Source organism: Variovorax sp. EL159 (assembly GCF_900100965.1).
Lineage (GTDB): Bacteria > Pseudomonadota > Gammaproteobacteria > Burkholderiales > Burkholderiaceae_C > Variovorax.
On sequence record NZ_FMUJ01000003.1, the window covers coordinates 991461 to 1005297 of the forward strand.

The 13837-nt window shown below is 66.2% G+C and carries 16 protein-coding genes; 4 read left to right on the forward strand and 12 right to left on the reverse strand.

The window, feature by feature from the left end:
- Positions 1-33 precede the first annotated feature (33 nt).
- Positions 34-339 carry an NIPSNAP family protein gene (locus BLQ28_RS16775; RefSeq protein ID WP_093241450.1) on the forward strand — a complete coding sequence of 102 codons (306 nt, stop codon included), beginning with the start codon at positions 34-36 and terminating at the stop codon, positions 337-339.
- 16 nt (positions 340-355) lie between these two features.
- On the opposite strand, the gene BLQ28_RS16780 is transcribed toward BLQ28_RS16775, so the two are convergent.
- The gene (locus BLQ28_RS16780; RefSeq protein WP_093241452.1) at positions 356-1087 is read right to left on the reverse strand and encodes an HAD family hydrolase; all 732 of its coding nucleotides are present in this window, start codon (positions 1085-1087) and stop codon (positions 356-358) included.
- 17 nt (positions 1088-1104) lie between these two features.
- Here BLQ28_RS16780 and hemH point away from each other — a divergent pair, with 17 nt between their 5' ends.
- Genes hemH through BLQ28_RS16795 form a run of 3 tightly spaced genes read left to right on the forward strand, consistent with a single transcriptional unit; the run spans position 1105 to position 4087 of the window.
- A complete protein-coding gene (gene hemH, locus BLQ28_RS16785; protein ID WP_093241455.1) occupies positions 1105-2136 on the forward strand; it encodes a ferrochelatase in 1032 nt (343 codons plus the stop codon).
- Positions 2133-2981 (forward strand): class I SAM-dependent methyltransferase, encoded by an 849-nt coding sequence (locus BLQ28_RS16790; protein WP_093241457.1) that lies wholly within the window; start codon positions 2133-2135, stop codon positions 2979-2981. Before hemH ends, BLQ28_RS16790 begins: the two co-directional genes overlap by 4 nt.
- Positions 2978-4087 carry a hypothetical protein gene (locus tag BLQ28_RS16795; RefSeq protein ID WP_093241460.1) on the forward strand — a complete coding sequence of 370 codons (1110 nt, stop codon included), beginning with the start codon at positions 2978-2980 and terminating at the stop codon, positions 4085-4087. The genes BLQ28_RS16790 and BLQ28_RS16795 overlap by 4 nt, the downstream gene beginning before the upstream one ends.
- A 29-nt stretch (positions 4088-4116) precedes the next feature.
- Here the strand turns inward: BLQ28_RS16795 and BLQ28_RS16800 are convergent, their stop codons facing one another.
- The 11 genes from BLQ28_RS16800 to BLQ28_RS16850 all read right to left on the reverse strand — a co-directional run bounded on the left by BLQ28_RS16800 (position 4117) and on the right by BLQ28_RS16850 (position 13825).
- Positions 4117-4680: a thioredoxin family protein gene (locus BLQ28_RS16800; protein ID WP_093241789.1), complete on the reverse strand. Its 564-nt coding sequence runs from the start codon at positions 4678-4680 to the stop codon at positions 4117-4119.
- A gap of 138 nt (positions 4681-4818) precedes the next feature.
- Positions 4819-5325 (reverse strand): DUF1993 domain-containing protein, encoded by a 507-nt coding sequence (locus BLQ28_RS16805; protein WP_093241462.1) that lies wholly within the window; start codon positions 5323-5325, stop codon positions 4819-4821.
- A gap of 56 nt (positions 5326-5381) precedes the next feature.
- Complete coding sequence (locus BLQ28_RS16810) at positions 5382-6254, reverse strand: alpha/beta fold hydrolase (RefSeq protein WP_093241792.1); 873 nt, start codon at positions 6252-6254, stop codon at positions 5382-5384.
- 14 nt (positions 6255-6268) lie between these two features.
- On the reverse strand, positions 6269-7336 hold the full coding sequence (locus tag BLQ28_RS16815; protein WP_093241465.1) for a branched-chain amino acid ABC transporter permease: 1068 nt from the start codon (positions 7334-7336) through the stop codon (positions 6269-6271).
- Between the two features lie 17 nt (positions 7337-7353).
- Complete coding sequence (locus BLQ28_RS16820) at positions 7354-8337, reverse strand: branched-chain amino acid ABC transporter permease (RefSeq protein WP_093241467.1); 984 nt, start codon at positions 8335-8337, stop codon at positions 7354-7356.
- A 148-nt stretch (positions 8338-8485) separates the two neighbouring features.
- The gene (locus BLQ28_RS16825; RefSeq protein ID WP_093241470.1) at positions 8486-9223 is read right to left on the reverse strand and encodes an ABC transporter ATP-binding protein; all 738 of its coding nucleotides are present in this window, start codon (positions 9221-9223) and stop codon (positions 8486-8488) included.
- Positions 9224-9368: 145 nt separating this feature from the next.
- Positions 9369-10136, reverse strand: a complete 768-nt coding sequence (locus BLQ28_RS16830) for an ABC transporter ATP-binding protein (RefSeq protein ID WP_093241472.1) — start codon at positions 10134-10136, stop codon at positions 9369-9371.
- Positions 10137-10180: 44 nt separating this feature from the next.
- Positions 10181-11632: an extracellular catalytic domain type 2 short-chain-length polyhydroxyalkanoate depolymerase gene (locus BLQ28_RS16835; protein WP_093241475.1), complete on the reverse strand. Its 1452-nt coding sequence runs from the start codon at positions 11630-11632 to the stop codon at positions 10181-10183.
- 253 nt (positions 11633-11885) lie between these two features.
- Positions 11886-13073 carry a substrate-binding domain-containing protein gene (locus BLQ28_RS16840; RefSeq protein ID WP_093241477.1) on the reverse strand — a complete coding sequence of 396 codons (1188 nt, stop codon included), beginning with the start codon at positions 13071-13073 and terminating at the stop codon, positions 11886-11888.
- 156 nt (positions 13074-13229) lie between these two features.
- Positions 13230-13433, reverse strand: coding sequence for a hypothetical protein (locus BLQ28_RS16845; protein WP_256327327.1), 204 nt, complete (start codon positions 13431-13433; stop codon positions 13230-13232).
- Positions 13434-13489: 56 nt separating this feature from the next.
- Positions 13490-13825, reverse strand: a complete 336-nt coding sequence (locus BLQ28_RS16850) for a hypothetical protein (RefSeq protein WP_093241482.1) — start codon at positions 13823-13825, stop codon at positions 13490-13492.
- Positions 13826-13837: the final 12 nt, after the last annotated feature.

Consider the following 13837-nt stretch of genomic DNA (forward strand, 5'->3'; position numbering starts at 1 on the left):
TCGCGCCGATTACCCCTCACCTACGGAAAGAACATGGTCACCTGCTACCTGCGCTACATCGTCGATGCCTACAAGCTCAAGGAATTCGAGCACTACGGCAAGCTCTGGATTCCGCTGGTCGAGAAGTTCGGCGGCCAGCACCATGGCTACTTCCTGCCCTCGGAAGGCACGAACAACGTGGCGTTGGCCATGTTCACCTTCCCCAGCCTCGCCGCGTACGAACGCTACCGCGCCGACTCGATGCAGGACGCCGAGTGCCAGGCGGCCTTCAAGTACGCCGAAGAAACCCGCTGCATCGTGAGCTACGAGCGCAGCTTCTTCCGACCTGTCTTCAAGTAAGGCCGCGCCGTCCTTATCAGGCGCCCAGTGCCACGCACAGGGCGTGCAGGTTCGGCACGATCAGTTGCGGCCGCGCGCCATGCACCCAGGGCCGCTCGTCGCGCACCAGCCACGCCGCCTGCATGCCGACGTTGAGCGCGCCCACCACGTCGAGCTCGGCGTCGTCGCCCACGTGCAGCACGTCTTTCGGCAACAGGCCGATCGAGGCCGCGGCAGCACGAAAGATCGGCGCATGCGGCTTGCCGCTGCCGAAGGCGCGCGCATTGAAGGCCGTGCGAAACCAGCGGCCCACGCCGGTCTTGTGGATGTCGGCGTTGCCATTCGAGATCGCGACCAGCGGATAGCGCTCGCTGAGCCACTTGAGCGCCGGCAGCGCGTCGTCGTACAGCGTCACGCGCTGGCGCTCGGCAAAGAAGACATCGAAGGCCGGCTCGGCCAGCGCCGGGTCTTCGCCCGCGCGTGTGAGTGCGGTGCGGATCGATTCACGGCGCAGCGCGCTCAGGTCGTGCGCAAGGTCGGAGCGCTCCTTGGCGGTGGCTTCGCGCAGCTCGCGAAGAATGCCCGGCTTCAGCAACAGCGAGGCCGTCTTCGGTGCCTCGCGCAGCAGCCATTCCTGCAGCGCGATCTCGGCGCGCTCGATGGTCGGCCAGATCGGCCAGAGGGTGTCGTCGAGGTCGAGGGAGATGGCCGAGATGCGAGAGAGATCGAGAGGCGCGGGGCTCGCAGGCGCCGTAGGAGCGGAAGTCATTTGCCTGAGAATATCGCATGCCTCAAGACAACGAGAAGGTCGCATCGACCGTCGAACGCAGCGCCGTGCTCTGGTGCAACCTGGGCTCGCCCGATGCGCCCACCGCCGCGGCCGTGCGCCCGTACCTGGCCGACTTCCTGGGCGACCCGCGCGTGGTTGAAATTCCCAGGGTGCTTTGGGCGCTGATTCTTCACGGCATCATCCTGCGCACCCGGCCCGCCAAGTCGGCCGCCAAGTACGCCAGCATCTGGATGCCCGAAGGCTCGCCGCTCAAGGTGTGGACGCAGAAGCAGGCGACGCTCTTGGCCGGCTGGCTCGGCGAGCGCGGCCACCGCGTGATGGTGCGCGACGCCATGCGCTATGCCAACCCGTCCATCGCCTCGCGGCTCGATGCACTGCAGGCCGAAGGCGCGACACGCGTGCTGGTGCTCCAGGCCTACCCGCAGTATTCGGCCACCACCACGGCCAGCGTGATCGATGCGGTGAACGACTGGAGCCGCCGCCAGCGCCGCGTGCCCGAGTTCCGCTTCGTCAACCAGTACCACGACGATCCGCTCTACATCGAAGCGCTCGCACAAGGCATCGAGCGCCACTGGAAGACCGAAGGCCGCGGCCAGGTGCTGCTGATGAGCTTCCACGGCATTCCCGCGCGCAACATCGCGCTCGGCGACCCGTACCAGGCGCAGTGCCTTGCCACGGCGCGGCTGCTCGCGGCACGGCTCGGCCTGTCGGACACGCAATACCGCGTGACCTTCCAGTCGCGCTTCGGCCGCGCCAAATGGCTGGAGCCCTACACCGAGCCGACCCTGCGCGAACTCGGCGCCGCCGGCGTCAAGCGGGTCGACGTGGTGTGCCCCGGCTTTCCGGCCGACTGCCTCGAAACGCTGGAAGAAATCGCCATGGAAGGCCGCGAGGCTTTCATGCATGCGGGCGGCGAGGCCTTCAGCTACATCCCCTGTCTCAACGACAGCCCGGCATGGATCACCGCGCTCGCGGGCATTGCCGAACGCAACCTGGCGGGCTGGCCCACACAAGCACCCACACCATGAAGAAAGAACTGCACGAAGCCAACCGGCTCTCGTGGAACGCGGCAACCGTCGCGCACAACAGCCACAAGGGCGACCAGGCCGCCTTCTTCCGCAACGGCGGCTCCACGCTCTTCCCCGAAGAAACCGGACTGCTCGGCGACGTGAAGGACCTGGCCGTGCTGCACCTGCAGTGCAACGCCGGGCAAGACAGCCTGAGCATCGCGCACCTCGGCGCGCAGGTGACGGGCGTGGACATCTCCGACGAAGCCATCGCCTTCGCCACGCGGCTCTCGGCACAGTCGGGCATTGCGGCGCGCTTCGAGCGATCGGATGTCTACGACTACTTTCGCGATGCGCAGGCGCGCGGCGAGCGCTACGACATCGTCTTCTGCTCGTACGGCACGCTCTGCTGGCTGTCCGACCTGTCGGCCTGGGCACGTGGCGTGTCGCAGATGCTCAAGCCCGGCGGGCGCTTCGTCTTCATCGACTTCCATCCCGTTGCGATGGTGTTCGACCCATCGTGGAAGTTTCACTACGACTACTTCAACGACGCACCGGTGCCGGAAGAAGGGGTGGGCGACTACGTGGCCCAGTCGGGCGACGGCCTCGTCCCCGATGGCTACCAGACCGGCGTGCAGGACTTCAAGAACCCGCATCCAAGCTTCGAGTTCGCATGGGGCGTGGGCCAGGTGACGACCGCGCTCGGGCAGTCCGGGCTGATCGTCGAGCACCTCGGCGAGTACCCGTACGCCAACGGCTGGAAGCCCTTCGAAGGCATGCGCGACATCGGTGGCCGCCGCATGGCAGCGCCCGAGGGCATGGCCCGCATTCCGCTGATGTACTCGCTCGCCGCGCGCAAGCCATGACCCGCCTTCCCGCGCTCTGCATCTGCGCCCTGTTGCTGCCGTTCGCTTCCTTCGCGAAGACGGCCGACGTGCCCAAGGGCATCTGGGAAGGCACGCTCGGTACCAAGGCCATCGTGGCCTGCTTCAACGCGCAGTTTGCGAGCGGCAGCTACTTCTACCGGCAGTACAAGAAGCCGATCCAGTTGCGCCGCCTCGAGAAGGACGAGTTCTGGCACGAGGCCGACGACACCGGCCTCTGGTCGCTCGACCCCGCCAAGGGCTCGACGCTCACGGGCACCTGGAAAAGCGCGAAGGGCAAGCCCGTCACGCTGCCCATCCAGCTGAACCTGGCCGACGCAACGGGCGGCGACACGGCCTGCGGCACCGACGGCTATGCGGGCCTGCTCGAAGCACCGCCGAAGATCGAGACCGGCAAGAAAGAGGAGTACACGCCAGGCCGCAGCTTCCGCGCGCTCCGCTTCGCGGGACAGGAAACCCTGGAACTCTTCGGCCCCGAGCCCACGCTCGCCGCCATCAACCGCGAGCTTCGCGGCGACTTCGACACCAGCAAGGAGGCGGTCAAGGCGTACTTCGATACGCGGCGCGAGTTCCTCGGCCAGGTCGGCGTGCCGGCCGAAGACGAGAAAACCGCCTCGCCCGATCACTGGACCTCCGAATGGCTCAGCATCCGCAACTACAGCTGGACGGCAGGCACCGGCAGCCGCGGCATCTCGTGGTTTTTTCGGACCTGGGACCTGAGGACCGGCAAGCAGGTCGACCCGTGGACATGGTTCGGCGCACGCACGCAGAAACAGAGCGACCCGCACGAGAAGAGCGGCACGGGCCGCGGAATGCTCACTCCGAAGCTGCGGCGCTTTCTGTTCGCCTACGGAAAAATCGATCCCTCGCAGGCGGAAAAGAACTGCAAGGACAACTACGAGGACGGCAGCCCGTACGACCTGACGCTGGAGACCAAAGGCATGAGCTTTTCTCAACCCGCGAACGGCGACGGCTGCGAGATCACGGTCGAAGTGCCCTACGCGGACCTCGACCCGATGCTCACGCCCGCAGGCAAGGCGGCCGTGCGGCGCATCCTGGCGTCACCGCCTGTGGCTCGCACGCGATAGGCCGCACTCGATAGGCTGCAGGCCCCGTCTCAGGCCGCAGCCTTGCGCGCCAGCAGCGCCTCGATCGCGGCTTCCATCTCCGCGTATTCGCCTTCGCCGAAGTGCTGCCGCATCACCTGGCCCTTGCTGTCGACCAGGTAGAACGCGGGCCAGTACTGGTTCCTGTAGGCGTTCCAGGTGGCGAAGCTGTTGTCTTGCGCCACCGGGTAGCGGATGTTGAAGCGGCCGATCGCGTCCTGCACGTTGCGCGTCGACTTCTCGAACGCGAACTCGGGCGAATGCACGCCCACCACCACGAAGCCCTGGTCCTTGTACTTCTCGTACCAGCGCACCACGTGCGGCAGCGTGTGGATGCAGTTGATGCACGAGTAGGTCCAGAAGTCGACCAGCACCACCTTGCCGGCCAACCCCTGCATGGTGAGCGGCTCCGAATTGAGCCACTTGTCGATGCCCGCGAACTCGGGCGCGCGGCCGTAGTCCTGCAAGCCCAGCGACGCGGCGAAAGCACTGCGCACGGGCCAGCCACCACCGGCCGCCGCAACGAGTGCGGACGAGCCCACGGCCAGCCCCGAGAACGCCCTTCTGGACAACATCTTCATGATCGCGAACCTCGTGCATGTCAGACCGACAGCGGTCAGGCGCGATTGTTTGCCGCGCGCCCAGCATGCGCGCATGTGTCACGGCAATTTGAAGTTTGTCCCGGCGGCGTGAAGGCCTGGCGGGCAGATCGCTCAGAACTTGCCGAGGTAGTCCATCTTGCCGATCGGCATGCCTTTGTGGCGCAGCACGTCGTAGGCAGTGGTCACGTGGAAGAAGAAGTTCGGCAGCGCGAACTGCAGCAGGTAGCGCTGCGCGGTGAAATGCGCTTCGCCCTCGCGCTGCTTGATGACCACGGGGCGCTCTTCCTGGCCATCGACCTGCGAGCGCTCGACGGTCTTCAGGAAGTCCTGCGTCTTCGCGATGCGGGCCTGCAGTTCGTCCCAGGTCTTTTCCTCATCGGGAAAGCTGGGGGCCGTGATGCCCGCGATGCGCGCCACGCCGAGCTTCGATGCATCGCTTGCGCGCTGGATCTGGCCGGCCAGCGTGAGCATGTCGGGCGCAAGCCGCGCCTCGACCAGCGTCGCCGGGTCGATGCCGTTGGCTTGTGCGTGCGCAAGGCTCTTGTCGAGCAGGTGGGTGAGTTGTCCGAGTCCGCGTGCAAAGACCGGCACGGACAGGTCGTACATCGAGAGCGCCATGGGAGGTGAGCCTTGTGGTGGTTGGAGTCGGCGGCGATTGTCTCGCCGCCGTGTCTTCAACGACTGGCGGCGCGAATAAACCCTTCGATCGGCTCCAGTTGTGCCGGCACGTTGAGCGCGGGCGCGTGGCCGCAGTCAGGCACTTCGATCACCTGCAGCCGCCCGGCCGCACCGGGACCGCGGCGCGCCATCTCCTCGACCACGCAGGGCAGCACCAGGTCGGACTCGGCGCCGCGCAGGCACAGCACCGGTACCTCGATGGCGTCGTAGTGCGGCCAGATCAGGTAGTCGTTGTCGTGCGCGCTGAACTGGCGAACCATGGCGGGGTCGTAGTGCGGCGTGACGCGGCCGTCAGGCAGGCGACGCGTCGAGCTTTCGGTCAGGCGGCGCCACTGCGCGTCGCTGAGCCAGCCGTAGGGCTTGTAGACGGTGCGAAAGAAGGCCTCCAGCTCGGCCACGGTGTCGAACGCGGGCGGCTGGCCCGCATAGGCGCGGATGCGCTCGATGGCCGCCTGCGCAAGCTGCGGCGCGTTGTCGTTGAGCACCAGGCTCGCGATGCGCGCCTTCATGCGCGGCTCGAACAGGCCCGATGCGCAGACCGTGCCGATGGCACCGCCCATCGAGGTGCCGACCCAGTGCACGCGGCCGATCCGCAGCTCGTCGCACAGCGCATTGGCGATGCGTGCGTAGAACGACAGCTGGTATTCCTCGTCCGGCAGCGGGCTCCACTGGCTCAGGCCACGGCCGATGGTGTCGGGGCAGATCACGCGGAAGCCGCGCGACGCGAAGTGCTGCGCCAGCTCGTCCATGTCGCGGCAGGTGCGCGCCAGGCCGTGCCAGGCGATGACCACCGGCGCCTCGGGTGCGCCCCATTCGAGCCAGTGGATCTCGCGGCCCGCGAGCTGCGCATAGCGCGACAGGGGCGTCATGACGTTGCGGTCGCTCATCGTGCCGCCCTCGCCCGCAGCTTGCCCACGATGCCGGTGGGAAAGTAATACACCGAGAGCACGAACAGCACGCCCAGCCACAGCAGCCAGCGGTCGGGCGACAGCAACGCCGCCAGCCACGGCAGGCCGCTGGCGGCCTCGTTGCCAAGGCGCAGCAGGTCTTGCAGGTAGCTCTGCGCCACCACGAACAGCACCGCGCCGATGGCCGCGCCGTAGATGGTGCCCATGCCGCCGATCACCACGATCAGCAGCACGTCGATCATGATCTCGAAGCTCAGTGAGGTGTCGGGCCCGTTGTAGCGCAGCCAGATCGCCAGCATCGCGCCGGCCAGCGTGGCGAACAGCGCCGACAGCACGGCGGCCGTGGTGCGGTACACCACCACGCGGTAGCCGATGGCCTCGGCGCGGAACTCGTTCTCGCGGATCGCCTGCAGCACGCGGCCGAAGGGCGAGTTCACGATGCGCAGCAGCGCCAGCACCAGCACCACGGCGGCCACGAACAGCAGGTAGTAGCAGAGCAAGCGCCCGTCGAGCGAGACGCCGAGGAAAGGCTCTTCGGAGAACTCGAAGCTCGGCGAGATCAGCTCGGGCAGCTTGAAGGTCAGGCCGTCTTCGCCGCCGGTGAAGTCCGACAGTTGCGAGGCCAGCGTCTGGAAGGCCGAGGCCACGGCCAGCGTGATCATCGCGAAGAAGATCGCGCGCACCCGCAGCGAGAACAGGCCGATGGCGAACGAGAGCACCAGCGACACCGCCAGCGATGCGCCCAGCCCCACCAGCACTGCACCCCAGTTGGGGCCCAGCCGCGAAGCCGAGATCGCGATGCCATAGGCACCGATGCCGAAGAACATGGTGTGCGCAAAGCTCACGATGCCGGTGTAGCCCAGCAGCAAATCGAAGCTAGCCACCAGCACCACGAACACCAAAATTTTGGCCGCGACGCTGAGCGCCTTGACGCCCGGGAAGATAAAAGGCGCGAAGGCCAGCGCAAGGAACACGGCCACCAGCAGCAGCGCCAGCAGGCGGCTGCGCGGGGTGTCGTTGGAGAGAAGTCGTTTCAGGAACATGACGGCTTTTTTCTTTCTCAACGGTTCGCCACGGGGTACACACCCTGCGGACGCCACAACAGCACGGCCACCATCAGGAAGATGCTCGCGAACTGCGTGAGGGTCGGCAGCAGGAAGCCGATGTAGTTGGTCATGAGGCCCACCAGCAGCGCGCCGATGAGCGCCCCGCCCGTCGAGCCCAGCCCGCCGATGATGATGACGATGAAGATCAGCACGTTGACCTGTGCGCCCATCTGCGGCACCAGGTTCTGCTGGAACAGCCCCCACATCACGCCGCCCAGGCCGGCCAGTGCACTGCCGACCACGAACACGCCGACGAAGAGCCGGCCGATGCGGTAGCCGAGCGACTCGACCATCTCGCGGTCTTGCACGCCGGCGCGAATGAGCAGGCCGATCTTGGTGCGGCCCAGCGTCCATGCGAGCAGGCCGAACACCACCACGCCCACGGCCACCGCGAGCAGGCGGTACTTGCTGATGGCGGCGTCGCCGACGAGCAGCGAACCGCGCAGCGCCTCGGGCAGCGGCAGCGGAATCTGCGCCGGGCCCCAGATCACCTTGATGAGCTCTTCACCGATGATCATGCCGCCCATGGTGATGAGGATCTGCTTCAGGTGCTGGCCGTACACCGGCCGCACGATGAAGCGCTCGAACGCGAGGCCCACTGCGCCGGCCACGAGCATCGCGACCAGCATCGCGGGGAACACGGCCACGAGGTTGCGCCAGAGTTCGCCCGAGCCCGTCCAATCGCCCATGAGGCCGAGCACACTGCTCGCCACGAAGGCGCCGAGTGCGATGAACACGCCGTGGCCGAAGTTCAGCACGTCCATCAGGCCGAACACCAGCGTGAGGCCCGAGGCGATGATGAAGATGATCATGCCCATCGCCAGGCCCGCGACCGTGAGCGTGAGCCAGGTCGAGAAGGAGCCGGTGAGCGGCAGCGCGATGAGCGCGAGGATGGGGGCGAGAAGCAGCGGCTTCCAGTCGAAGTCGAGTGCCTTCATTGCAGCGCTCCCTTCTCTTGCTCCTTCCCCCTCCGGGGGAAGGCAGGGATGGGGGCTGACGGCGCCTGCAGGCCCGCGCTGCATCGAAGGCCGCGAGCCCCCACCCCAACCCTCCCCCAGAGGGGGAGGGAGAAAAACATCGAATACTTCATAGCGCGAGACCCAGGAGAGATTGCTGCAATTGCGCGTCCTCGGAGAACGCCGCCATCGAACCGCTGTGCACCACGCGGCCGTTGTCCATCACCGCGACGGTGTCGCCCAGGCGTTGGGCGAAGTTGATGTTCTGCTCCACCAGCAGGATCGTCACGCCGCTGCGCTTGAGCTCGGCAAACGCGTCGATCATGTTGTTGATCATCACGGGCGCCAGGCCCTTGCTGGGTTCGTCGATCAGCAGCAGCTCGCGCGGCTCGACGATGGCGCGCGACACGGCCAGCATCTGCTTCTGTCCACCCGACAGCTTGCCGGCCGGGTGGTTCCAGAACTTCTCGACCGCGGGGAAGAGCTTGAAGATCCACTTCAGCCGCGTGTCGTCGATCTGCGCGGCGTTCTTGGCGCCGCGCGCGGCGAGCAGCATGTTCTCTTTCACCGTGAGGTCCGAGAAGATGCCCATGTTCTCGGGCACGTAGGCGATGCCGAGGCTGGCGATCTGCGGGGTTTGCAGCGCGGTGATGTCCACGGCCTTGTCGTGACCGAACCGCACGCTGCCCTGCGACGCATGCCAAAGGCCCATGATGGTTCGCAGCGTGGTCGTCTTGCCTGCGCCATTGCGGCCCAGCAGCATCGTGAGCTGGCCGCGCGGCACGGCAAGGTCGACGCCGTGGAGGATGTGATACGCCCCGATGTGCGTCTGCACGCCTTCGAGGGTCAACAGGTTCTGAGCAGTCATCGGTCTTGCTCCTTCCCCTTCCGGGGGAAGGTTGGGATGGGGGCGAGCGGCGCTGGCAAGGCCGCAGCGAAGTGAAGGCCGCGAGCCCCCACCCCTGCCCTCCCCCAGCGGGGGAGGGAGAAATTCAGATTCGTCATCGGGCGCGTCATGCAGCGGCCTCCTTCGCAACACCCAGGTAGGCCTCTTGCACCACCGGCGAGGCGATCACCTCGGCCGGCTCGCCGTCCGCCACCAGCGTGCCGTTGTGCAGCACGATGATGCGGTCGGCCAGCTCGCGCACCACGTCCATCTTGTGTTCGACCAGCAGGATGGTCTTGGTCTTGTCCTGCTTGAGCTTGCGGATCAGGTCGAGGATGACCGGCGCCTCGGCCGCGTTCATGCCGGCCGTGGGTTCGTCGAACATGAAGACCTTGGGCTCCAGCGCCATCAGCAATGCCACTTCGAGCTTGCGCTGGTCGCCGTGCGGCAGGCTCGCCACCGTCGCATGCTCGCGCGACTTGAGCGCGACGTCGGCCAGGATCTGGTCCGCGCGTTCGGTCAGCGCCTTGTGGTCGCTCCAGATGCTCCACAGATTGAGCCCGCGCCGGTGCGCGCCCTCGCGCGTGGCCTGCACCGCCAGCCGCACGTTCTCCAGCACCGAAAGGTTCGGGAACAGGTTGGTGAGCTGGAAGGCACGCCCCAGCCCCGCATGCGTGCGCGCCGACGGCGACAGGCCCGACAGCGATTGCCCGTCGAGCGACACCGTGCCCGCGCTCGCCTTGAGCTGGCCCGAGATCAGGTTGAAGTAAGTGGTTTTGCCCGCCCCGTTGGGGCCGACGATGGCCGTCAGCGTGCCCGGCGCAAAAGCGCAGCTCACGCCATTGACGGCCACGTGCCCTCCGAAGCGGATGGTCAGGTCTCGGGTCTCAAGCATCGTTGGTCATTGCAGATGGAAAAGTGTGTCGATGACGATCGGCGTCAACAGCTGCCGATCACGTAGTAGTTGGGGCCGGTCTGCTTCAGCGTGGTGATGGCGTAGATGTTCCACAGGCCCATCGACTGCCCCGAGCCGTAGGCATAGGTCAGGCCCCACAGCGCATAGGCGCGCCCGGCAATGGTGTGCGTGTAGTTGCTCGCGGTATAGCAGGTTCCGCCACCGCCGTTGTCCGCGGACGTGGTGCCCGTGGCCGCCGCCGACATCGCACCCGCGGCGCCGTTGGCGTCGAGCGCGGCCACGGTCCAGCTGTAGCTGGTGGACGGGGCCAGGCCGGTGTCGGTGTAGCTGGTGCCGGTGACGGCCGCGCTGTTGACCTGGCTGCCGCCGCGATAGACGTTGTAGCCGCTGGCACCCGACACGCTGGTCCATGCGATCGTCATGCTGCTGCTGGTCGCGCCCGAGGTGCCCACGCCGGTTGGTGCCGGCAGCGACGAGCCGCCGCCGGTGCTGACCACGCGGTCGACCATGGCCTTCAGCGCCACCATCTGCGGCCCCGACTTCTTCGCGTAGTTCGCGTTGTCGTAGCCCCACCAGTCCCAGCAGCTGTTGGTGGCAGCGGTGCTGGTCTGCGGGTAGATCAGGATGATGTTGTTGGTGTCGGCCCAGCGGTTGTAGCCGGTCTTTTTCACGTACTGGTCGCCCACGTCGGTGTAGTTCTGCTTGCAGCCGTGCAGCACCAGGTGCACGCGGCACGAGGTGGTGGTGCAGGCCTGCGGCACGTAGATCCAGCCGGTGGCGGCCACGCCGTGGCCGGTGATGAACTCCGACTGGTTGAACTCGGTGAAGGTGCCGCCCAACGTGCCGTTGTTGCGCGGGTTCAGCGGACCGTAGAGCTGCGTGAGGATCTCGCCCGCCAGGTCGAAGCCGCAGTTGTTGATGTAGGGCGCGGCGGTGGTGCTGCAGGCACTGCCGTAGTCGTCGGTGACCATCGCGTGGCCCGCGCCGATGTTGTTCTTGTAGACGATGTTGGCCGCCGGCACGAAGCTCTGGTAGTAGGTCTTCAGGTCGTCCATCACCGGCTGCTTGACGGTGTTGTCGGAGGTGCCCGAGAACATGTACACCTTCGATCCGCTCATGTTCGAGACCGGATCGATCGCACCGCTGGCAGCCCAGCTGTTGGTGGTGCTCACGAGCGACGACACCGGAATGCTCGTGCTGTGCGTCATGCAGCGCCCGGTGGCATTGAGCACCGAACCCTCGGCGCAGTAGTACGGGCCGCCGGCCACCACGCCGGCGCCGCGCTTGAAGGTGGCCGAGTAAGCCACGTGCAGTTGCACCGCCGCGAAACCGCCGGCCGACAGGCCGGACACGCTCACCTCCGCCGGGTTGGCGCCGAGCGCCGGCAGCGGCACCGCCGCCGTTGCGGCATGCGCCGCCACCGTCATCGCCGCAGCTGCGGCAAGGCCCTTCCAGTTCAATCGCATCGCTGGCATCGCTGTCTCCTTCTGTTGTGGTTTGTCGAACGCTTGCTTGCTCACGAATCGGCCGTGGATCGCGCCACCTGCGCCATGAAGGCGCAGGCTGGCGCTTCGCCCGGCGGCCATCCGGGGCGAAATAGGGAGAGGTGCTTCTCGGGTCGCTGAACTTTCAAGAACACCGCGGAACCGGCTTTGCCGGGCCGCAGGTGTTGCCCCCGGTAGGGGGTTGGCGAAGCGACACGAAGTGCGCGCAGCCTGGGGGCGAGCTTTACCTTTTGTTCTTGATCGGGATGTCCATCTCTTCGGGCTTGATCTCGTGCACCAGCTCGGGCACGCCCCAGGCGAACGCCGGATCGACCTTGATCTTGAAGTGGTACATCGACTGCATGGCCTGGTGGTCTTCCTTGCGGAAGGTCATCTTGCCCTTGGGCGTGTCGAAGCTCATGCCTTCCATCGTGCTGATGAGCTTGTTGGTGTTGGTGTCGCCGTTGGTCTTCTTCAGCGCCGTCACCACCGCCATCGCGGCGGAGAAACCGCCGGCCGTGAAGAAGTCCGGAGGCGCCTTGAACTGCTTGTAGTGCGCCGAGACCATCGCCTCGTTCACCGGGTTCTTCGGGATGCCGAAGTAGTAGTACGCCGCGCCTTCCATGCCCGGCAGCGCCTTGTAGGCCGTCATGGCCGGCAGGATGTTGCCGCCGGTGGCGATCTCGATGCCGTAGCGCTTCAGGTCGAGGTCGACGATCTTGAACGGATTGCCCGCGCCGGCCCAGACGATCCAGATGATCTTGCGGCCCGGCTGGTCTTTCAGCTTGTCGATCAGGCGCTGCGCGCCGGCGGTGAAGTCGGTGGTGGCGGGCGGCAGGTATTCCTCGTGCACCAGCTTCGCCTTCTTGAGCGCGGCGCCGAAGGCCTTCACGCCGTCACGGCCGAAGGCGTTGTCTTGCGCGAGCGTGGCGACGGTGACGCCGGCCTTGTCGACCGCCACCGCATTCGAGATCGCGTCCTGGCTCGAATTGCGGCCGGTGCGGAAGATGTACTTGTTCCACTTGTCGCCCGTGATCGAGTCGGCCACGGCGGGCTCGACGATCAGGATCTTCTTGTATTCCTCGGCCACCGGCAGCATGGCCAGCGCCACGCCCGAGGCGGTCGGGCCGACGGCCAGCGCGGCCTTGTCGTCGGAGTACGCGGCAGCCAGCAGCGACTTGCCCAGATCGGGCTTGCCCTGGTCGTCCTTCTCGATGACCACGAGCTTCTTGCCGTTGACCATCATCGTGCCGCCGGTGGCGTAGTCCAGGCCCATCATGAAGCCGGTCTGGGTCTGCTTGCCGTAGGCCTCCAGCGCGCCGGTCTTGCTGTAGACGTGGGCGATGCGGATTTCGTTGGACTGGGCCCAGGCGGGAGCGGCAGCAACGCACGTGGCGAGCGCGGCCAGGGCGACGAGGTGGCGACGGTTCATTCTTTGTCTCCTGAAAATGGTGACTGAATATTGCACAGTTCGTGCCACCCGCCCAACTCATTGATAACAAAGGTTTCTTCATTGGAGAGAAACCCGATTCGCCTTATTTCAGAACACTTCGCATGTTCAATTTTCAGACAACTGTATTTTTATCAGTCAGGGTTTACTAGCACCCTGCCGCGCGGCGATCCAGCGCTGGAACTCGCGCTCGGCCTGCATCCGGAATTCGTTGCGCGTGTGGTTGCAGATCGCATGGGCCAGGCGCCGATGCTTCTGCGTGCGCACGCCACCGAGCGTGGCATCGATGAGGTGTTCGATGGTCGCGGACTCGGGGCGGCCGCAGGGCTCGTCGAAATCCATGGGCAGGCCGCACCAGTGGCAATTGGGGCCGAAGCTCGACCGGAGCGCCCGGACGCTCACAGCCGCGCCAGCTCGAGGATCTCCTGCCCCATCAGCACGCAGCTCTTGTCCATGGGGAAGTAGATCAGCCGCATCCGGTAGTTGCCCTTGTAGATCGAGCCCCAGACTTCGAGCACCTTGAACTGCTGCTTCTTGTCGGCCGGGTTGCGAATCGGCGCAAGCTCCTTGACCTCGGGGTCGATCTGGATGCGGTCGTCGGGCCCGAAGTGAAAGGTGAGGAGCTTCTTGGCCTGCACGACGGCTTCGCTCGCGCATTGGGGCGGTGCTGCGCTGGCGATGCCTGCCACGGAGCAAAGGACGAGGCAGGCAGCGATACGGGCAAGAGCTTTCATGGGTCGTTGGGG